Raw genomic sequence first — 20,933 nt, 5'->3', positions numbered from 1 at the left:
GCAGGCGCCCTGCCCGCCCGGTGTCATTTTCATGCGCCCGTGCCACCCACGGTGATCGCATCGATCTTCAGGGTCGGCTGGCCAACGCCAACCGGTACCGACTGACCGTCCTTGCCGCAAGTGCCCACACCACTGTCCAGAGACAGGTCATTACCGACCATCGACACCCGACTCATGGCTTCCGGACCGTTACCGATCAGGGTCGCACCCTTGACGGGAGCAGTAATCTTGCCGTCTTCGATCAGATAGGCCTCGCTGGTGGAGAACACGAACTTGCCGCTGGTGATATCCACCTGGCCACCCCCGAGGTTGGCGCAGTAGATGCCTTTTTTCACCGAGGCGATGATTTCCGCCGGATCGCTCTCGCCCGCACGCATGTAGGTGTTGGTCATGCGTGGCATCGGCAGGTGCGCATAAGACTCACGACGCCCATTGCCAGTGACCGCCATGCCCATCAGACGGGCATTGAGCTTGTCTTGCATGTAACCCTTGAGAATGCCGTTCTCGATCAGTGTGGTGCATTCAGTGGGGGTGCCCTCGTCATCCACACTCAACGAACCGCGGCGACCTTCCAGGGTGCCGTCATCAACGATGGTGCACAGGCTGGAGGCCACCTTCTCGCCCATGTGGCCACTGTAGGCCGAGCTGCCCTTGCGGTTGAAGTCACCTTCAAGACCGTGGCCAACCGCCTCGTGCAGCAGCACGCCTGACCAGCCGGAACCCAGGACCACTGGCAGGGTTCCCGCCGGTGCCGGGATCGCTTCGAGGTTGACCAGCGCCTGGCGCAGCGCTTCACGGGCAAAGCCCATGACCCGCTCATCGGTGAAATAGCGGTAGTCGGTACGACCGCCACCACCATGGCCGCCGCGCTCACGGCGGCCATTCTGCTCGACGATCACGCTGACGTTGAAACGCACCAGCGGACGCACATCGGCAGCCAGGCTGCCATCGGCGGCGGCAATCAGGATGCGTTCCCACACCCCGGCCATGCTCACCGTGACTTGCTGGATACGCGGGTCCAGCGCCCGGGTGGCCACGTCGACACGCTTGAGCAGCTCGACCTTTTCGGCGCGGCTGATCACTTCGAGCGGGTTATCGGTGCCATAGAGTTGCGTGACATCCTGGCTCTTGAATGCCTGGACGCTGCCGTTTTGACCGGCACGGGAGATCGAGCGCGCCGCACGGGCTGCCGAGGTCAGCGCTTCGAGGTTGATGGCGTTGCTGTAGGCAAAACCGGTTTTCTCGCCCGACTGGGCCCGTACGCCCACCCCCTGATCGAGGTTGAAACTGCCTTCTTTGACGATCCCGTCTTCAAGGGCCCAGGACTCGGAAATCTGCCCCTGGAAATACAGGTCGGCCGCATCGATGCCCGGCCCGGCCAACTCGCCCAGTACCGACTGCAGGCTGTCGAGGGTCAATCCCCCTGGCGCCAGCAGGTGCTCGCTGACAGTGGATAACATCTCGCTCATAGTCACTCCGAGGTGTGCGCAGGCCGCAAAGCGTCCTGCGAGAAAAAGCGCCGGTGCAAGACCACCGGCATCCGCGCCCGAATGGACGCCTGTTCGCTGCTGTCGCGCTCGCTCAGCAGCACCGCTTCGCCGCTGGCCTGTTCGGCGACGATCCGCCCCCAAGGGTCGACGATAGCGGCATGACCATAAGTTTCCCGTGGTCCCGGGTGGGTTCCGCCCTGGGCGGCGGCCAGCACATAGCATTGGGTTTCGATGGCCCGGGCACGTATCAACACTTCCCAGTGCGCCGCCCCGGTCACTGCGGTAAATGCCGCAGGGGCGCTGATCAGCTCGGCTCCTGCCTGGCGCAAGGCGCTGTACAGCTCAGGGAAGCGCAGGTCGTAGCACACGCTCAAGCCCAGGCGCCCCACGGGTGTATCAGCCACCACCACCTGACTGCCATGGGCATAATCATCAGACTCCCGATAGCGGCCGCGGTTGTCGGCCACATCCACATCGAACAAATGCAGCTTGTCGTAACGGGCCACGGTGTCGCCATGTTCGTCGATCAACAGTGAACAGGCATGGGACTTGGCGTCTGGCTGGCCGACAGGCGGCAACGGCAGTGTGCCGGCCACCACCCATAACTTGAGGTCGCGGGCAGCCTGTTTCAACCACGGCAGTATCGGCCCCTCCCCCAGCGCTTCGGCACGACCGATGGCGGCGCTGTCACGCCGCCCCATGGCCGCGAAGTTTTCCGGCAATACCGCCAGCCGCGCACCGCCCTCCGCTGCTTGCTCAAGCAAGTGCCTGGCCTGCGCCAGGTTGGCCAGGACGTCGCTCTGGCTGACCATCTGGATCACCGCTGACTTCATGCGCGCTCCATCACTTTTCAAAAGGTTTTACAAAGCTGATTTTAGGCTCTTTCCACGGACCTTCTATGCGATAGTGCACGCTGGCATAGCGGGCCACCCGGTCGCCGAGCAGGCGGTCAACGAGGAACAAGGCACCACCGACTGCCGGCGCGCCGACAATCAGGGCGGCCAGCGGCAGGTTATTGGTAACCGGCAGCGTTACCTGCAGATTGGCATCGACGCGGTCGCGGACCATGTCGAGCGTGCCATCAAGCTCAAGGTTGCTCGAAGGGCCGGTCACCGTAATCGGCTCGCGGGTGACATACACCCCTTCGCTGGCCACGAGCAGCCCCTTGACCCGGTCATAGCTGAAGCCCTTGTCGAGCAGGTCGGAGAAGTCCAGACGCAAGCGCCGGCCGATGGAGTTGAAGTTGAGCAGGCCAAACACCCGCAGCGCCTGGGCACCGCCCTCGACCTCGACGAATTGCCCCTTGCGCAGTGCTGCATCGAGACTGCCGGAGAATCGACCCAGCCCTACCCAGGCGGGCGAACCCGGCCAGCGGCCGTCGACATCCAGACGAAAATCGCGACTGGTAACGGTCGGGGCGAAGTTCCAGGCCTTGAGCACGTCGGCCAGATTTTTACCTTCCAGACGGCCCTTGTACCAACTGCTGCTGGCACCCGGGGCGCCTTCCCAGCCCGCATTGCCATCAATGATCAGGCCTTTGAGGCTCAGGTCCAGATCGTTCAGCGCAATGCCCTTGGCGGTGGAACGCACCTTGAGCGCGACACTGCCCAGCAGGTCATCACCGCGAAACAGCTTGTCGATGGTCAGGTCGATGGAGGGCACCTTGCGAGGGTCGATATCGGCCATCGGGTCCGGGGCATTGGGCGAGGTGACTTCAGCCGGATCGGCGGGCGGCAAATGGATGGTTTGCAGGTTGACCACCATCGGCGCGCCCTTGGCGTCGGGAATGCGTGCGTTGCCGATAACTTCTTTACTGTCCAGGCGCAGCGCCCAGTTGTTGCTGTTGCGGTCCAGCCGTACCACGGCCTGGTTCAGGGTCAGCCCGCCACCTTGCAGCTTGCCGATGCTCAGGTCTGCACCGCGCAACAACTGACGGGCATTGCCGCTCGGATCATTGCCGGCCAAGCCGTCCAGTTGTTGCTGCCAAGGCTTGAGATCGAGCTCGGCCAGACGCCCTCGCACGCTCACTCCCTGCCCGGAAGGCAACTGTGGGTTGCCGCCACCGAACAGCAGTTCGCCGCGCCCCTGGTCGAGTTTGTCCATGGGTGCGGCGTATAGCATGTTGGCTACATTGGCATAGCTGGCGCCAAAACGACGCTCTGCCCCTTGCAGGGTCATGGTGAATTGACTGTCGCGGGTTTCATCCGCCGCCTTGCCAATAGGCGCAGGCAGGTTGATTGCCAGGCCCTTGAGGCTGGAATCCACCTTCAGTTCGTTGTCGCGGCTACCCAGCTTCAACTGCAGCTGGTAAGGCAGATCACCGGCGAGCGGCAAGGTCTGCGTGACCTTCAGCCAGTCGGTCAATGCCTTGAGTGCAACCTGCCCCTTGGCTTCTATGCGGCTCTGTATCTCGCCTGGCTTGCCTTCGGCAAAAATCTGCGCAGTCATTGGCTTGTCGAACACCCGGGCACTGATGTTCTGACCGCTGAGCCCCTTGTCGTAATCAAAGCGGAAAGCGCCCTTGAGCTTGTTCAACTCAAGTACCGGGGCTGCAATTTTCAGGCGGGCATCGTTGGTATCGAAATCCACGACCACCTTGGGGTGCTCACCCTTGGCCAGGGGAATGTCCAGCTTGAGCTTGCCCTTGAGGCCGCCCTGCCCCTCCCAGCCTGCAAACATCGCCGCAGTGCCAATCGGCGCCTCCTGGAGAATCTTGAGGCCATCCCCCAGACCGCCGTCGAACGCACCATCCAGGTACAAGTGGCTGTGCTGGCCGCTGGCGACATGCGGAATATTGACCTGAACGTCACTGACCTGGGTATCGAGCAACTGGCCCCGTTGCGCATTGATTCTCACGCCATCGTCGTCGATAAACACGTTGCCATCGACCTTCTGGATCTGCGGCCATCCGGGCTGGAAGTCCAGGGCGGCATCGTGCACCTTGAAGAACAGGCTGATGCTGCGTGCCTGCTCCGCGGCACCATGATTGAGCGAGCCTTGATACTGGAAATATCCTTCATCGACCGCACCCTTGAGGATGGCGGTGCGCAACCATTCATCCAGGGCCGGGCTCAACACCTCCGGGAGGTACTTGGCGGTGTATCGCCCATCGCCCTCGACCAGGCCGACGCGCAAGTCCATGTAATCTTCGCGCCCTTCTTCAAACAGAAGGCGAATGAGGAAGTCGCCGGCAATCTTGCCCTCTTCGCCCAGCACTTTCAGGTAGGGTGCGACCAAGGTGAAGCCTTCCTGGTCCAGGCGCCAGGTCAGACGCGCGTTGGCTTTCTGGTATTGCCAGGGTTTGGCGAAGATCGGATACAGATGCAGCATGAACGCGTCAGTATCCAAGCGCAATTCGCCGTGCCCCAGGTCACCGCTGATGCTGCCACTGACGTTCCCCGCTGCCGGGGCGCCGTGGTAGGCGTTGAACCCGACGCGTTCCAGATTGGCGGCAAAGCTCAAACGCTGATCGCCGGCAGCCTTGGGACGAACATCTACCAGCACATTGCGCAGGCTCCCGGTGACCTTCAGCCCCTTAACCACGGCCATGGCCTGCTCAGGCAGCGGTGCCAGGGACTCGATAAGCGGTGTAAGCGGGGTCAGGTTCAGGCGATCGGCTTGGATCTTCCAGGTTTCTTCACCGGCCTCGCTGGCGGCGACCTGATTCAGTTGCAGGTGCGACTCCCAGCGCGTCTTGCCCAGGCTCATGGCCAGGGAATCGAGCTTCACATCAAAGCCCTGCGCCTGGCGCTGGAACCAGCCATTGAGCGCCAGGTTCTCCACCTTGGCGACCTCACGGCCGGTGTAGGCGCCCTGAAGCTGCGGAGCATTGAGACGTACCGTGGCGTTTTGCAGTTGCCCCTTGCCCCAGTTCAGCCAGAACTCGCCGCCGGCCTTGAGTTCCTTGGCCTGCCACTGCCCCAGCAACCGCGGCGGAACCCAGCGTGCCCAATCGCTCTGGGGCAGGCTGAGGTAGGCTTCGACTTCTCCGTCGCGCCAGTGCGCCGCACGTATACGGCTGCGCAGGCTCATTGCCACAGGCTGGCCGTCAGGCAAAGTCAGGCGTGCGTCCAGCCGCTGGCGAACACTGCCGATCTGCAGGCCAACGCTGACATAGGTGAGGGTCATGGGATCGCGCTGAAACGGCTCGAGGGTGACCTGGCTGTCGACTATCGTGACCTTCGACACCACCTGCATGCGCTGCAGCAGTTGCTCAGGGTCCAGGGGCTGGTCATCGGTTTTCGGCAAGCCATCGAGCGCCCAGGCGCCGTTTTCATCTTCGCGCAGGCTCAGGTGCAAGCCACCGACTTCGAGATTGGCCAGTCGCACCTGACGCTCGGTCAGGCTGGCCCACAGGTCGGGAACCACTTTGACGCCGTCCAGGCGCAAGGCCGTTTTACCCTCGCCGACCTGGATGTCATTGACCAGCAGCACCGGTGCCAAGCCACTCCAGCGCCCTTCCAGGCTGCCAATGTGCACGGGCAAGCCCAAGGCCTGCTCGGCCTTGTCTTCAACTTCAGCGCGGTATTCGGCTACCAGTGGGACCAGCTGTCGGCCAAGGCTGACATACAGCGCCACCAGCACAGCCAGCAAGGCACAGATCCCCAGGCCCCAGCGGGTCATGGCGCCTAGGACGCGCATCAGACGCTCCATGGCAATGGCCCTCCAAGTCGTGCCTTAACTATGGCCGCAACCGGGCGCTTTGCCACCCGGCCTTTCGGGCAGGTGCAATCAGACTGCGTCAGAGCAGCACCACATCATATTGCTCCTGGGAATACATGGACTCGACTTGAAAGCGAATGGTTCGTCCGATGAAGGTTTCAAGCTCGGCCACGTTCCCCGACTCTTCATCCAGCAGGCGATCCACTACCTTTTGATTGGCCAGTACTCTATAGCCTTCAGCCTGATAGGCACGCGCTTCGCGAAGAATTTCGCGGAAAATCTCGTAACAGACTGTCTCGGGGGTTTTCAGCTTGCCCCGGCCCTGGCAGCACAGGCACGGCTCACACAACACCTGCTCCAGGCTTTCACGGGTACGCTTGCGGGTCATCTGCACCAGGCCCAATTCGGTGATGCCGATGATATTGGTCTTGGCGTGGTCGCGCTCCAGCTGCTTTTCCAGGGTGCGCAGCACCTGACGCTGGTGCTCCTCATCTTCCATGTCGATGAAGTCGATGATGATGATCCCGCCGATGTTGCGCAGGCGAAGCTGCCGGGCGATGGCGGTGGCCGCTTCCAGGTTGGTCTTGAAGATGGTCTCTTCGAGGTTGCGGTGCCCGACGAACGCGCCGGTGTTGACGTCGATGGTGGTCATCGCCTCGGCCGGATCGACCACCAGGTAGCCTCCGGACTTGAGCGGCACCTTGCGCTCCAGCGCGCGCTGGATCTCGTCTTCCACGCCATAGAGATCGAAGATCGGCCGCTCGCCCGGGTAGTGTTCCAGACGATCGGCGATTTCCGGCATCAGTTCGGCGACGAACTGCGTGGTCTTCTGGAAGGTTTCCCGGGAGTCGATGCGGATTTTCTCGATCTTCGGATTGACCAGGTCGCGCAGCGTGCGCAGTGCCAGGCCCAGGTCTTCGTAGATTTCGGTCGGTGCGCCGACGGTCTTGATCTGGGCGCCAATCTGGTCCCAGAGCCTGCGCAGGTAACGGATATCCATCAGGATCTCGTCGGCACCGGCGCCTTCGGCCGCGGTACGCAGGATGAAGCCCCCGGCGTCCTGGATGTTTTCCTGGGCCACGCAGTCGGTTACCACCTGCTTGAGGCGTTCACGTTCGGCTTCGTCTTCGATCTTCAGGGAAATGCCAACGTGGCTGGTACGCGGCATGTACACCAGGTAACGCGAAGGAATCGACAGTTGCGTGGTCAGGCGCGCGCCTTTGGAGCCAATCGGATCCTTGGTGACCTGCACCACCAGGCTCTGGCCCTCGTGAACCAGGGCGCTGATGCTTTCTACGGCCGAGCCTTCGCGCTGGGAAATTTCCGAAGCATGAATGAAGGCGGCGCGGTCCAGGCCGATGTCGACGAATGCTGCCTGCATTCCGGGCAACACGCGAACCACCTTGCCCTTGTAGATGTTGCCGACAATGCCGCGCCGCTGGGTACGCTCTACATGCACTTCCTGAAGAACACCGTTCTCCACCACCGCCACGCGTGATTCCATCGGTGTGATATTGATCAGAATCTCTTCACTCATGGCAGGCTCTCGTCAAAGGACTTCAGTAATGATGGATCGCTCGCAGGCGACTGGCTAGCAGCTGTCCGGTGTGTCCTCGTTCAACGGGCCGACATCGGTTGCCAGCAAGGGATGGCGAATTGGCTGAGCAGCTCGGCAGTTTCACTCAAGGGTAAACCGACCACCGCCGAATAACTGCCTTCGATGCGCTGCACGAACACCGCACCGAGCCCTTGAATGGCATAGCTGCCTGCCTTGTCCAGCGGCTCGCCGCTGTCCCAGTAGGCCTGTGCTTCTTGTGGGGTAATGTGACGAAACCTGACCTGACTGGCAACGCAGACGCTCAGGCACCGCTCGCCGTCGGCAACCGCCACGGCAGTCAGTACTTGATGCTCGCGGCCAGACAACGCCGCCAGCATGGCCAGGGCGTCTTCACGGTCCATGGGTTTGCCCAGAATGCGTCCGTCCAGCACCACCGCAGTGTCGGCACCCAGTACGGCAAAGGGTGCGCCCGCGGACGGGCCTGCCAAGGTGGCCATTCCGGCTGCGGCCTTGTCCCGCGCCAGACGCTCGACATAGGCAAGCGCGGCTTCGCCCGACAAAGGGCTTTCGTCGATCGAAGCGCTCAGCGTGGTAAAGGGAATGCCGATCTGGGTCAGCAACTCACGGCGGCGCGGTGAACCAGAGGCCAGGTACAGCAGGGTCATCGTGACTTCTCCCTGTCAACGTCGGGTAGCAGGCTCAGTTGATGCTCAGGCGCAATCGCAGGCCGCGCAGGCCGTAGCTGATCCAGGGCCAGAGCAAGGCGCTGATGACCGCTGACCAGATCAGCGCCAGGGTCGGCAGGCGATTGCCGGTCAGGGCGCTAAGCCACAGCTGTATCAGCTGTGCCAGGCCGAAGATCACCAGGATCACCAGGCTTTGCTGCCACATCGGGAACATCCGCAGGCGCTGCTGCAACGACAGCACCAAGAACGTGATCAAGGTGAGCACCAGGGCGTTCTGCCCCAGCAAGGTGCCGTACAAGACGTCCTCGGCAAGGCCCAGGACAAACGCGGTGGTCATGCCGACCTTATGCGGCAGGGCCAGGGTCCAGAAGGCCAGCAGCAGCGCCAGCCACATCGGCCGGAAGACCTCCATGAACTGCGGCAACGGCGAAACGCTGAGCAGCAGGCCAACGAGGAAGGTCAGCCAGACTACCCAGCCGTTTCGGCTGCGAGTACTTACCATCAGTTTCTCTCCCGGGAAGGGGGCGAAGCAGTGCCGCTGGCCGCTGCCGGCGTTGCTGCAGGCGCGGTAGCAGGCGCTGCTGCGGGTGCGGCGTTGGCAGGCGTTGCCGGCGCGCTACCGACCGCAGGTGCGGGTGCCGCTGGTGCCGCGCCGGGCGCAACCGCCTCGGCGGTCCCGGTCAGACCTTGTCGATCTGCGGCTTCCTGGGCCATCGCGGCATCGCTCGCGCGCTGCTCGGGGGTGCGGCTATCGGTGAACACCAGCAACAAGTAGCGACTGCGATTGAGTGCGGCGGTGGGGATGGCCCGGACAATGGCGAACGGCTGACCGGAGTCGTGGATCACTTCCTTGACCGTGGCCACCGGATAACCGGCCGGGAAACGCTGCCCCAGGCCAGAACTGACCAGCAGGTCGCCTTCCTTGATGTCGGCGGTATCGGCGACATGGCGCAGTTCCAGGCGCTCTGGATTGCCGGTACCACTGGCGATGGCCCGCAAACCGTTGCGATTGACCTGTACAGGAATGCTGTGGGTGGTATCGGTCAGCAGCAGGACGCGCGCGGTGTAGGGCATCAGCTCCACCACCTGCCCCATCAGGCCACGGGCGTCGAGCACCGGCTGGCCCAGGACTACGCCATCGCGCTCGCCCTTGTTGATCAGGATACGGTGGGTGAACGGGTTGGGGTCGACACCGATCAGCTCGGCGACCTCGACCTTCTCATTGACCAATGCCGAGGAATTGAGCAGCTCGCGCAGGCGCACGTTCTGCTCGGTCAAGGCCGCGAGCTTTTGCACGCGCCCTTGCATCAGCAAGGCTTCGGTCTTGAGTTTTTCGTTCTCGGCGATCAGCTCGGTACGGCTGCCGAATTGGCTGGCGATGCCCTGCCACAGACTCTGCGGCAAGTCGGTGATGTGATAGGACTCCATCAACACCAGCCCCATCTGGCTGCGCACCGGTTTGAGCAGGGTGAAGCGCGCATCGACCACCATCAGGGTGATCGACAGCACAACCAGCACCAGCAGGCGTACGCCCAGCGAAGGGCCCTTGGCGAAAAGCGGTTTAATGGGCCGCTCCTCGTGGACGACGATTCAAGAGGTCATTCATACGGCAATGCACCGGCCTGCTTGTGGATTGACGGAAAATGACGCCCACACGGACGTCAGCCCAGCACATACAGGTAGCACTGTGGGCACTACCTGTAAACCGGGCGGCATGATTGCTGCAGCCAGCTTATTCGCTGGAGAGCAGGTCCATGGTGTGTTTGTCCATCATTTCCAGGGCGCGACCGCCACCACGGGCGACGCAGGTCAGCGGGTCCTCGGCAACGATGACCGGCAGGCCGGTTTCCTGGGCCAGCAGCTTGTCCAGGTCACGCAGCAGCGCGCCACCACCGGTCAGCACCAGGCCACGCTCGGCGATGTCCGAGGCCAGCTCTGGCGGCGACTGCTCCAGGGCGCTCTTGACCGCCTGGACGATGGTTGCCAACGACTCTTGCAGGGCTTCGAGCACTTCGTTGGAGTTCAGGGTGAAGGCACGTGGTACGCCCTCGGCCAGGTTACGGCCGCGAACATCGACTTCACGGACTTCGCCGCCCGGATAGGCAGTACCGATTTCCTGCTTGATGCGCTCGGCGGTGGATTCGCCGATCAGGCTGCCGTAGTTACGGCGCACGTAGGTCACGATCGCTTCGTCGAAACGGTCACCGCCCACACGTACGGATTCGGCATAGACCACACCGTTCAGGGAGATCAGTGCGATTTCAGTGGTACCACCACCGATATCGACGACCATCGAGCCGCGAGCTTCCTCGACCGGCAGGCCGGCACCGATGGCGGCGGCCATTGGCTCTTCGATCAGGAACACTTCACGGGCACCGGCGCCCAGCGCCGATTCACGAATGGCACGACGCTCGACCTGGGTCGATTTGCACGGCACGCAGATCAGCACCCGAGGGCTAGGCTGCAGGAAGCTGTTTTCGTGAACTTTGTTGATGAAGTACTGCAGCATTTTTTCGCAGACGCTGAAGTCGGCGATCACGCCGTCCTTCATCGGACGAATGGCAGCAATGTTGCCAGGTGTACGGCCCAACATGCGCTTGGCTTCGGTACCGACAGCGACGACACTTTTCTGGTTGCCGTGAGTACGAATGGCCACAACCGATGGCTCATTCAGGACGATACCGCGCTCACGCACGTAAATAAGGGTGTTGGCAGTGCCCAGGTCGATGGAAAGATCGCTGGAAAACATGCCACGCAGTTTCTTGAACATGGGAAAGTGACCCTAGGCAACGCGTGGGTAAAAAAGTGCGGCAAACTCTAACAACGGCGGGGATTTTGGGCAAGGCGCCAATATGTTAAATTGGCAGTTTTTCCGAGCAAGCCAGCACACGATCGCGGCCTTATGACCGTAAATCTGTCAGCATGTTCCTCATCGCGGACCAATTCCGTTTTGTTTCCCCAGGAGATCCCCATGGCGCTTGAACGCTGCGACGTGGAAAAGATCGCTCATCTGGCCCGATTGGGCCTCAATGACGGCGATTTGCCACGCACTACCGATGCCCTGAACAGTATTCTGGGACTGGTCGACCAGATGCAAGCGGTCGACACCACTGGCATCGAGCCACTGGCCCACCCCCTTGAAGCCAGTCAGCGCCTGCGCGCCGATGTGGTAACAGAAAGTAACCAGCGCGAATCCTACCAGGCCATCGCCCCGGCGACCGAAAACGGCCTGTACCTGGTTCCGAAAGTCATCGAGTAAGGGAATAGAGCCTGCCATGCATCAACTGACCCTGGCCGAGATCGCCCGCGGACTCGCCGACAAGAAATTCTCTTCCGAAGAGCTGACCCAGAGCCTGCTGGCGCGAATCAAGCAGCTCGACCCTCAACTGAACAGCTTCATCAGCGTCACCGACGAACTGGCCCTGAGCCAGGCCCGTGCTGCCGACGCCCGTCGCGCTGCCGGTGAAACCGGTGCCCTGCTCGGCGCCCCGCTGGCGCACAAGGACCTGTTCTGCACCGAGGGCGTACGCACCAGCTGCGGCTCGAAGATGCTCGACAACTTCAAGGCGCCCTACAACGCCACCGTGGTTGCCAAACTGGCCGAAGCCGGCGCCGTGACCCTGGGCAAGACCAACATGGACGAGTTCGCCATGGGCTCGGCCAACGAGTCGAGCCACTACGGTCCGGTCAAGAACCCGTGGAACCTCGAACACGTTCCCGGCGGTTCGTCCGGTGGCTCGGCAGCAGCAGTAGCTGCGCGCCTGCTGCCTGCCGCCACCGGCACCGACACCGGCGGTTCGATCCGCCAGCCTGCCGCCCTGACCAACCTCACCGGCCTGAAACCGACGTACGGTCGTGTTTCGCGCTGGGGCATGATCGCCTACGCCTCCAGCCTCGACCAGGGCGGCCCGATGGCCCGCACTGCCGAAGACTGCGCGCTGATGCTGCAAGCGATGGCCGGCTTCGACGCCAAAGACTCCACCAGCATCGACGAGCCGGTCCCGGACTACAGCGCCAGCCTGAACGGCTCGCTGCAAGGCCTGCGCATCGGCTTGCCGAAGGAGTACTTCGGCGCAGGGCTCGACCCACGCATCGCCGAGCTGATCCAGGCCAGCGTCAAGGAGCTGGAAAAGCAGGGTGCCGTGATCAAGGAAATCAGCCTGCCGAACATGCAGCACGCCATCGCCGCGTACTACGTGATCGCCCCGGCCGAAGCCTCCTCCAACCTGTCACGTTTCGACGGCGTGCGCTTCGGCTACCGTTGCGAGAACCCGGCTGACCTGACCGACCTGTACAAACGCTCCCGCGGCGAAGGTTTCGGCAGTGAAGTGCAGCGCCGCATCATGGTCGGTACCTACGCCCTCTCGGCTGGCTACTACGACGCCTACTACCTGAAGGCGCAGAAGATCCGCCGCCTGATCAAGAACGACTTCATGGCCGCCTTTGAAGACGTCGACGTGATCCTGGGCCCGACCACGCCAAACCTGGCCTGGAAAATCGGCGCCAAGAACAGCGATCCGGTCGCCGAGTACCTGGAAGACATCTACACCATCACCGCCAACCTCGCCGGCCTGCCCGGCCTGTCGATGCCGGCCGGTTTTGTCGATGGCCTGCCGGTTGGTGTGCAACTGCTGGCCCCGTACTTCCAGGAAGGCCGCCTGCTCAACGTCGCGCACCGCTATCAGCAAGTCACTGATTGGCACACTCGCGCACCTAACGGCTTCTGAGGGATCACCACATGCAATGGGAAGTTGTCATCGGGCTGGAGATTCACACCCAGCTCGCCACCCAGTCGAAGATTTTCTCCGGCAGCGCCACCACGTTCGGCTCCGAGCCCAATACCCAGGCCAGCCTGATCGACCTGGGCATGCCCGGCGTACTGCCGGTGCTCAACCAGGAAGCGGTGCGCATGGCCTGCATGTTCGGTCTGGCGATTGACGCCGAGATCGGCCATCACAACGTGTTCGCGCGCAAGAACTACTTCTACCCCGACCTGCCCAAGGGCTACCAGATCAGCCAGATGGAGCTGCCGATCGTCGGCAAGGGTCACCTGGACATCGCCCTGGAAGACGGCACCGTCAAGCGCATCGGCATTACCCGTGCGCACCTTGAAGAAGACGCCGGCAAGAGCCTGCACGAAGACTTCAGCGGCTCGACCGGCATCGACCTGAACCGTGCCGGCACCCCGCTGCTGGAAATCGTCTCCGAGCCCGAGATGCGCAGCGCCAAGGAAGCCGTGGCCTACGTCAAGGCCATCCACGCCCTGGTGCGCTACCTGGGCATCTGCGACGGCAACATGGCCGAAGGTTCGCTGCGCTGCGACTGCAACGTCTCGATCCGCCCCAAGGGCCAGGAAGCGTTCGGCACCCGCTGCGAGATCAAGAACGTCAACTCGTTCCGCTTCATCGAGCGCGCGATCAACAGCGAGATCCAGCGCCAGATCGAACTGATCGAAGACGGCGGCAAGGTCATCCAGGAAACCCGCCTGTACGACCCGAACAAAGACGAAACCCGCTCCATGCGCAGCAAGGAGGAGGCCAACGACTACCGTTACTTCCCCGACCCGGACCTGCTGCCGGTAGTGATCGAGGGTGCCTACCTCGACACCATCCGCGCCACCCTGCCGGAACTGCCACCGCAAAAGCGCGAGCGCTTCCAGAGCCAGTTCGGCCTCTCGGCCTACGATGCCAACGTGCTGGCCTCCAGCCGCGAGCAGGCCGACTACTTCGAGCAAGTGGTCAGCGTGTGTGGCGATGCCAAGCTTGCCGCCAACTGGGTCATGGTCGAGCTGGGCAGCCTGCTTAACAAGCTGGGCCTTGAAATCGACCAGGCGCCGGTCAGCGCCGAACACCTGGGCGGCATGCTCAAGCGCATCCTCGACAACACCATCAGCGGCAAGATTGCCAAGGTCGTGTTCGAGAAGATGGCCGCCGGTGAAGGCGATGCCGACCAGATCATCGAAGCCGAGGGCCTCAAGCAGGTCACCGACAGCGGTGCGATCGAGAAGGTCCTGGACGAAGTGCTGGCGGCCAACGCCGAGCAGGTCGAGCAGTACCGCGCCGCCGATGAGGCCAAGCGCGGCAAGATGTTCGGCTTCTTCGTCGGCCAGGCCATGAAGGCGTCCAAAGGCAAGGCCAACCCGCAGCAAGTGAACCAATTGCTCAAGAGCAAGCTCGAAGGGTAATTGCTGATCGCGGGGCAGGCCCGCTCCTACCTGTAGGAGCAGGCCTGCCCCGCGATGTCCCTCCCTTCTGGAGCACCTGCACACATGTGGCGTCCCCTCAGCGCACTCGCGCTCTTCACCCTGCTGGCCGGCTGCGCCAGCCACAATATCGATCCACGCGGTTACGACAAGACCGGCACCGCCTCCTATTACGGCTCCCGACACCACGGCAAACGCACCGCCAGTGGCGAGCCCTTCAATAAAAACGCCATGACCGCTGCCCACCGCAGCCTGCCCTTCGGCACCCGGGTCAAGGTCACCAATTTGAAAAACGATCGCACGGTCGTGGTCCGCATCAATGACCGCGGCCCGCACACCCGTGGCCGGTTGATTGACCTGTCTCAGGCCGCCGCAGAAAAACTGGGCATGATCCGTAGCGGAACGGCGCGGGTACGGGTACAAAGTCTCAGCGACTGATCCTGTAACGGAGTACGAACATTTTCGACCTGGCCGCTTTACCCACCTTCAGCCTGCTGCAGCTGAGCTTCGGCCTGCTGCTGTTGATCGCCGGTGCCGAACTGCTGGTGCGCGCGGCCCTGCGCATGGCCGCCAGCCTGCAAGTACGCCCGCTGATCATCGGCTTGAGCCTGGTGGCCTTCGGCAGCAGCGCACCGCAGCTCACGGTCAGCCTGCAGGCCGCCTACACCGGCGCACCGGATGTGGCGGTGGGTAGCGTGGTCGGCAGCAACATTTTCAACATACTGGTCACCCTGGGCCTGGCTGCGCTGATCATTCCGTTGCGCGTCTCGCGTCAACTGGTGCGCCTGGACATTCCCCTGATGATCGGCGCCAGCGTGCTGGTCTATCTGCTGGCCCTCAACGAGCTGCTCGGCCGCCTGGAAGGTGCACTGTTGCTGGCAGGCCTGGTGGGCTACCTGGCCATCCTCTGGCATCAGTCGCGTCACTATGCCCGCACCTACCCGGCCCCCGGCCCACGACCGCAGCAGGGTGGCGGGTTCTGGGTCGCCAGCCTGCTGATGATGCTGACGGGGCTGGGCTTGCTGAGCCTTGCCGGGCATCTGCTGCTGGAAGCCGCCGTTGAAGTGGCGGTCGACCTTGGGTTATCGGAACGGGTGATCGGCCTGACAGTCGTCGCGGTCTGCACCTCGCTGCCGGAGCTGGCGACCTCGCTGATCGCGGCCCTGCGGGGTGAACGGGAGATCGCCGTGGGCAACGTGATCGGCAGCAACCTCTTCAACCTGCTCGCGGTGCTTGGCCTGACGGCCCTGATAGCACCCGAGCCCTTGTCCATTTCGCCCAATGCCCTGGATTTCGACCTGCCGGTGATGCTCGGTGTCGCGGCCTTGAGCCTGCCGGTGTTCTACTCGGGCTACCGGGTCACCCGCGCCGAAGGTCTTGTGTTTCTCGGCTTGTACCTGGCCTACGGTCTGCATGTGGTGGCCTTCACCACAGGCATGCCGTTGGCCACCCGCCTGGAAAAACTGATGCTGTTCTATGCACTGCCAGCGCTTGGGGCGTGTCTGCTGTACACGACCCTGCGCGCCTGGCGCCGCCAACACTAAGGAAAACAACATGGGCGACAACAACAAAACCGGCGAACAGGTCCGCCGTCAGGTCATGGGCGATGCCTTCGTCGATCGCGCACTGGGCAACGCTACCGACTTCACCCAGCCGCTGCAGGACTTCGTCAACGAGCACGCGTGGGGCAGCGTCTGGAGCCGTGAAGGCCTGCCGCTGAAAACCCGCAGCTTGATCACCCTGGCCGCGCTGACCGCGCTCAAATGCCCGCTAGAGCTCAAGGGCCACGTACGCGGCGCCTTGAACAACGGCTGCACCGTCGAAGAGATTCGTGAAGCGCTGCTGCATTGCGCGGTGTACGCCGGTGTACCGGCGGCCATCGATGCCTTTCGCGCTGCCCAGGAAGTGATCGACAGTTACCAGCAAGGCTGACCGATCACCTCCGGGCCCGGGCCGTCAGTCGGCAGCGACGACGGCCTTGTCGCCTTTTTTCTTCAGCCAGAACGCCACACCCAGCACTGCCAGCCACACCGGGATCAACAGCACCGAAATACGGATGCCCGGGGTCAGGTACATGATCACCAGAATCAGCGACAGGAAGGCCAGGCACACATAGTTGGTCAGCGGGTAGCCCCAGCTCTTGTAGAACGTCGTTTCGCCAGCGGCCTGCTTGGCGCGACGGAACTTGAGGTGGGTGATGCTGATGATTCCCCAGTTGATCACCAGCGACGACACCACCAGCGCCATCAGCAAGCCGAAGGCTTCAGCCGGCATCAGGTAGTTGATCACCACACACAATCCCGTCGCCAGCGCCGAGATCCCCAGCGCCGCCAATGGCACGCCACGGTCATTGACCTTGAGCAGACGCTTGGGTGCATCGCCCTGCACCGCCAGGCCGAACAGCATGCGGCTGTTGCAGTACACGCAGCTGTTGTAGACCGACAGCGCCGCTGTCAGCACCACCAGGTTGAGAATCGTCGCAACCAGGTTGCTGTCCAGCGCATGGAAGATCATCACGAAGGGGCTGCCGCCCTGTACCACCTTCTGCCAGGGGTACAGTGACAGCAGCACGGCCAACGCGCCGATGTAGAAAATCAGGATGCGGTAGATCACCTGGTTGGTGGCGCGCGGAATGCTGTATTTGGGGTTGTCGGCCTCGGCTGCAGTGATCCCCACCAACTCCAGGCCGCCAAAGGAAAACATGATCACGGCCAGGGCCATCATCAGGCCGCTGATGCCATTGGGGAAGAACCCGCCAAACTGCCACAGGTTCGCCACGCTGGCATCCGGGCCGCCATTACCGCTGATCAACAGATAGCCACCAAAGGCAATCATGCTGACGATGGCCACCACCTTGATCAACGCGAACCAGAACTCCATCTCGCCATAGACTTTCACCTGGCTCAGGTTGATCAGATTGATCACGGCAAAGAAGATCGCCGCCGTCGCCCAGGTCGGAAAGTCCGGCCACCAGTACTGGATGTAGATCCCCACGGCAGTCAGCTCGGCCATCCCCACCAGCACGTAGAGCACCCAGTAGTTCCAGCCGGACATGAAGCCGGCGAACTCGCTCCAGTAGCGATGGGCGAAGTGGCTGAAGGTGCCGGACACCGGCTCCTCGACCACCATCTCACCAAGCTGGCGCATGATGAAAAAGGCGATCAGGCCGGCAATCGCATACCCCAGCAACACCGAAGGGCCAGCCAGCTGGATGGTCTGCGCGATGCCGAGAAACAGGCCGGTGCCGATAGCGCCACCCAGCGCGATCAATTGGATATGGCGATTTTTCAACCCGCGATGCAATCGCTCTGGGGTGATCTCGTCTTGCATGAAGTGCCCTCGAAGGTCGGAGACCGTGTTGGAATTATTTTCTTACAGATTCTAGATCCAACCGCCCCACTGCAAGAAAAAGATGCCGATATTGGTGGTAATGGCAGCCATCAGGGTGGTTATGACGATAATAGCCGCCGCCAACTCGTGGTTACCGTTGGTCGACCTGGCCATCACATAGCTGGCCGCCGCGGTGGGGCTGCCGAAGTACAGGAACAAGATGCCCAGCTCTGCCCCGCGAAAACCCCACAGCCACGCCCCAAGCGTGGCCAGGATCGGCAACCAGACCATTTTCAACAGGCTCACGCTGACCGCCAGCCCGCCGCTCTGGCGCAGCGACGCCAGTGAGAGGGTGCCGCCGATACAGATCAGCGCCAGCGGCAGGGTCATCTGCGCCAGGTAGTCGGCAGACGTCAGCAACCAGTTCGGCAATGCCACCTGCCCATAGGCCATCACCGCCGCCAGCAGCACGCTGATGATCAACGGATTGCGCAGGATGCTTTTACAGATGCTCCACGGATCGGACTTGGCGCTCGGGCTGTACACCGCCAGCACCACCACCGACAAGGAGTTGTAGAGCAGGATCACCAGGCCCGCGAGAATGGCCCCCAGCGAGATCCCGTAATCGCCGTACATGCTCGCCGCCAGCGCCAGGCCGATCACCCCGTTGTTACCCCGGAACGCGCCTTGGGTATAGATCCCGCGGTCGTCGCGCGGGCAACGCCAGATCGCCAGGCCCCAGGCCAGGCCGAAACCGATCAGGGTGGCAATGGCAAAGTAGACCAACAGCCCGGGCTGGACTGCCGTGGTCAGGTCAGCGTGGTAGATCCCCAGGAACAGCAACGCCGGCATGCAGACGTTGAAGACCAGGGCCGAGGCGGTGTGGATGAAGCCGTCGTTGATGGCATTGATGCGCTTGAGCAGCACGCCCATGAACAACATGGCAAAGACCGGGGCCGTGATGTTCAGCGTCTGGAGAAAAAGGGCGAGCATGCAGGGCGGGTCCGGGCGGCTGTAGTTAGGGGGCTAATGATACGCCTGCGCCGCCGGATAAATCGACCGCGGGGCAAGCCCACTCCTACTGTAGGAGCGGGCTTGCCCCGCGACTTCAGGGATCAGCGCCGAACCGGCCGCTTCTGCAGTTTGCGCTGCAAGGTACGCCGGTGCATGCCCAGGGCCCGGGCAGTGGCGGAGATATTGCCCTCGTGCTCGGTCAGCACGCGCTGGATGTGTTCCCACTGCAGGCGGTCAACCGACATCGGGTTTTCCGGCACCAGGCTGTCCAGGTCGGCATGCTCGGACAGCAATGCCGCCAGCACATCATCGGCGTCGGCCGGTTTGCACAGGTAGTTGCAGGCGCCGCGCTTGATGGCCTCGACAGCGGTGGCAATGCTCGAGTAACCGGTCAGGATCACCACGCGCATTTCCGGATCGAGTTCCAGCAGCTTGGGCAGCAACACCAGGCCCGAGTCACCATCCATCTTCAGGTCCAGAGTGGCGTAGTCCGGCACATCCTGCTGGGCCAGCACCAGACCTTCTTCGGCGGAACCGGCCGTACTCACGCGAAAACCACGGCGGCTCATGGCCCGGGCCATGACCCGGGTAAACGTGGCATCGTCATCTACCAGCAACAGGTGCGGCAGCTCTTCGCCTTCAACCTGGATTTCATCACTCATCACACATCTCCTCGCGCGTCACGCGGCAGGCGCAGCTCGGTGAGCGTACCGCCCTCTTCATGACTATAGAGTTTTACCGAGCCGCCAGCACGGGTCACGCTGGCCTTGCTCAAGAACAGGCCAAGGCCGAAACCCTTGCCCTTGGTGGTAAAGAAGGGTTTGCCGATGGACTCGGCAATGGCCACCGGCACACCCGGACCATGGTCGCGAATGCTGATGACCATATCTTGCGCATCCCAGTCCAGGCGCACTTCAAGCTCGTCGGGGCAAGCATCGGCTGCATTGTTCAACAGGTTCAGCAAGGCCTGGGTAAGGTCGGGCGGTGGCGCCAGGCGCGGCACACTGCCCTGCCCCAGGCGCTGAAAGCGATAACTGGCCTCAGGGCGCATCAGGTGCCAACGGTTCAGGGCTTCATCGAGCCAGGCGGTCACTTCCTGGTCCTCGACCGCCATGCGCCGATTGGCTTCGGCGGCACGTACCAGGTTCTGCAGGGTTTCCTTGCACAGCTTGACCTGGTCCTGAAGCACCGCCAGGTCTTCCTGCAACAGCGGGTCGTGGTGATCCTGGCGCATTTCCTTGATCAGCACGCTCATGGTTGCCAGGGGCGTACCCAGCTCATGGGCGGCGCCGGCCGCCTGGGTCGCCACCGCCAGCAGTTGCTGGTCACGCAGGCCCTCTTCACGCCGCTCGGCACGCAGTTGCTCCTGGCGCCGCAGCTCCTCCGCCATCTTCGCCGCGAAGAAGGTGATCACTGCAGCGGCCAGGGCGATGCTCAGCCACATGCCGTAGACCTGCATCTTTTCCCGCGCCATGGGGAAGGTTTCCAGTGGATAGAACTGCACCAGCAACAAGCTGTAGGCGGCCAGGGCGATACCCGAGAGAATCAGCGAGTAGACCCAGGGCAGCGTCACGGCAGCAATTGCCAGCGGCACCAGGTAATAGGAGACGAAGGGGTTGGTGGAGCCACCCGAGTAGTAGAGCAAGGCGCTGTGAATCAAGAGATCGCAGGCCAGCTGGAAGGCGTACTCGAGTTCCGTGACCGGCAACGACAGGCGCAGGCGCAATGCCGTGAAGGCACAGAGCAGGCTCGACAGGCCAAGGGTGATGACCAGTGACAACCACGGCAGCGGCAGCAGGTCGGTCCAGTAGGCAACACCTACCGACCCGGCCTGGGCGGCCAGCACCAGAATGCGGATGAAGGTCAGGCGCCAGAGGTTCTGGCGAGTGGCAGACAGCATTTGTACGGGGGCGAGCATGAGCTCTCCTGATGAGTGCTCCAGGGCGAATCGTGGCGAGTATACCGAAGCTGCAGGCGGGACTGCTGACATG

At 62.6% G+C, this 20,933-nt stretch carries 18 protein-coding genes; 6 read left to right on the top strand and 12 right to left on the bottom strand.

Annotated elements, in window-relative coordinates:
• Positions 1–29: 29 nt before the first annotated feature.
• The 8 genes from tldD to mreB form a co-directional block, all read right to left on the bottom strand.
• A complete protein-coding gene (gene tldD / locus U9R80_RS05135) occupies positions 30–1,469 on the bottom strand; it encodes a metalloprotease TldD (RefSeq protein WP_301837394.1) in 1,440 nt (479 codons plus the stop codon).
• Between the two features lie 2 nt (positions 1,470–1,471).
• The gene (locus tag U9R80_RS05130; RefSeq protein ID WP_301837395.1) at positions 1,472–2,323 is read right to left on the bottom strand and encodes a carbon-nitrogen hydrolase family protein; all 852 of its coding nucleotides are present in this window, start codon (positions 2,321–2,323) and stop codon (positions 1,472–1,474) included.
• A 10-nt stretch (positions 2,324–2,333) separates the two neighbouring features.
• On the bottom strand, positions 2,334–6,143 hold the full coding sequence (locus U9R80_RS05125) for a YhdP family protein (protein WP_301837396.1): 3,810 nt from the start codon (positions 6,141–6,143) through the stop codon (positions 2,334–2,336).
• 88 nt (positions 6,144–6,231) lie between these two features.
• The gene (gene rng / locus U9R80_RS05120; RefSeq protein WP_028942817.1) at positions 6,232–7,689 is read right to left on the bottom strand and encodes a ribonuclease G; all 1,458 of its coding nucleotides are present in this window, start codon (positions 7,687–7,689) and stop codon (positions 6,232–6,234) included.
• 80 nt (positions 7,690–7,769) lie between these two features.
• Positions 7,770–8,375: a Maf family protein gene (locus U9R80_RS05115; protein ID WP_301837397.1), complete on the bottom strand. Its 606-nt coding sequence runs from the start codon at positions 8,373–8,375 to the stop codon at positions 7,770–7,772.
• A gap of 34 nt (positions 8,376–8,409) precedes the next feature.
• Positions 8,410–8,898, bottom strand: coding sequence for a rod shape-determining protein MreD (gene mreD, locus U9R80_RS05110; RefSeq protein WP_301837398.1), 489 nt, complete (start codon positions 8,896–8,898; stop codon positions 8,410–8,412).
• Positions 8,898–9,914 (bottom strand): rod shape-determining protein MreC, encoded by a 1,017-nt coding sequence (gene mreC, locus U9R80_RS05105; protein ID WP_442964937.1) that lies wholly within the window; start codon positions 9,912–9,914, stop codon positions 8,898–8,900. Before mreC ends, mreD begins: the two co-directional genes overlap by 1 nt.
• A gap of 214 nt (positions 9,915–10,128) precedes the next feature.
• Positions 10,129–11,166, bottom strand: a complete 1,038-nt coding sequence (gene mreB, locus U9R80_RS05100; RefSeq protein ID WP_008371426.1) for a rod shape-determining protein MreB — start codon at positions 11,164–11,166, stop codon at positions 10,129–10,131.
• Between the two features lie 201 nt (positions 11,167–11,367).
• Between mreB and gatC the strand changes: the two genes are divergently transcribed.
• The 6 genes from gatC (at position 11,368) to U9R80_RS05070 (ending at position 16,530) form a co-directional block, all read left to right on the top strand.
• Positions 11,368–11,655 carry an Asp-tRNA(Asn)/Glu-tRNA(Gln) amidotransferase subunit GatC gene (gene gatC, locus U9R80_RS05095; protein ID WP_301837399.1) on the top strand — a complete coding sequence of 96 codons (288 nt, stop codon included), beginning with the start codon at positions 11,368–11,370 and terminating at the stop codon, positions 11,653–11,655.
• A 16-nt stretch (positions 11,656–11,671) separates the two neighbouring features.
• The gene (gene gatA, locus U9R80_RS05090) at positions 11,672–13,123 is read left to right on the top strand and encodes an Asp-tRNA(Asn)/Glu-tRNA(Gln) amidotransferase subunit GatA (protein ID WP_301837400.1); all 1,452 of its coding nucleotides are present in this window, start codon (positions 11,672–11,674) and stop codon (positions 13,121–13,123) included.
• Between the two features lie 11 nt (positions 13,124–13,134).
• Positions 13,135–14,580 carry an Asp-tRNA(Asn)/Glu-tRNA(Gln) amidotransferase subunit GatB gene (gatB, locus tag U9R80_RS05085; protein ID WP_301837401.1) on the top strand — a complete coding sequence of 482 codons (1,446 nt, stop codon included), beginning with the start codon at positions 13,135–13,137 and terminating at the stop codon, positions 14,578–14,580.
• An 84-nt stretch (positions 14,581–14,664) separates the two neighbouring features.
• The gene (locus U9R80_RS05080) at positions 14,665–15,036 is read left to right on the top strand and encodes a septal ring lytic transglycosylase RlpA family protein (protein WP_301837402.1); all 372 of its coding nucleotides are present in this window, start codon (positions 14,665–14,667) and stop codon (positions 15,034–15,036) included.
• A 62-nt stretch (positions 15,037–15,098) separates the two neighbouring features.
• Positions 15,099–16,142: a calcium/sodium antiporter gene (locus U9R80_RS05075; protein WP_301837491.1), complete on the top strand. Its 1,044-nt coding sequence runs from the start codon at positions 15,099–15,101 to the stop codon at positions 16,140–16,142.
• Positions 16,143–16,152: 10 nt separating this feature from the next.
• Complete coding sequence (locus U9R80_RS05070) at positions 16,153–16,530, top strand: carboxymuconolactone decarboxylase family protein (RefSeq protein ID WP_301837403.1); 378 nt, start codon at positions 16,153–16,155, stop codon at positions 16,528–16,530.
• A 24-nt stretch (positions 16,531–16,554) separates the two neighbouring features.
• On the opposite strand, the gene U9R80_RS05065 is transcribed toward U9R80_RS05070, so the two are convergent.
• From U9R80_RS05065 to U9R80_RS05050, 4 genes are all read right to left on the bottom strand, one after another.
• Positions 16,555–17,928 carry an amino acid permease gene (locus tag U9R80_RS05065; RefSeq protein WP_301837404.1) on the bottom strand — a complete coding sequence of 458 codons (1,374 nt, stop codon included), beginning with the start codon at positions 17,926–17,928 and terminating at the stop codon, positions 16,555–16,557.
• 51 nt (positions 17,929–17,979) lie between these two features.
• Complete coding sequence (locus tag U9R80_RS05060; protein ID WP_301837405.1) at positions 17,980–18,921, bottom strand: AEC family transporter; 942 nt, start codon at positions 18,919–18,921, stop codon at positions 17,980–17,982.
• Between the two features lie 122 nt (positions 18,922–19,043).
• The gene (locus U9R80_RS05055; RefSeq protein WP_045184713.1) at positions 19,044–19,604 is read right to left on the bottom strand and encodes a response regulator transcription factor; all 561 of its coding nucleotides are present in this window, start codon (positions 19,602–19,604) and stop codon (positions 19,044–19,046) included.
• On the bottom strand, positions 19,604–20,860 hold the full coding sequence (locus tag U9R80_RS05050) for an ATP-binding protein (protein WP_301837407.1): 1,257 nt from the start codon (positions 20,858–20,860) through the stop codon (positions 19,604–19,606). The genes U9R80_RS05055 and U9R80_RS05050 overlap by 1 nt, the downstream gene beginning before the upstream one ends.
• Positions 20,861–20,933 lie beyond the last annotated feature (73 nt).

This window comes from Pseudomonas sp. JQ170C (assembly GCF_035581345.1).
Lineage (GTDB): Bacteria > Pseudomonadota > Gammaproteobacteria > Pseudomonadales > Pseudomonadaceae > Aquipseudomonas.
Note: the sequence above shows the minus strand (reverse complement) of the source record. Positions and strands in the feature narration are given on the sequence as shown.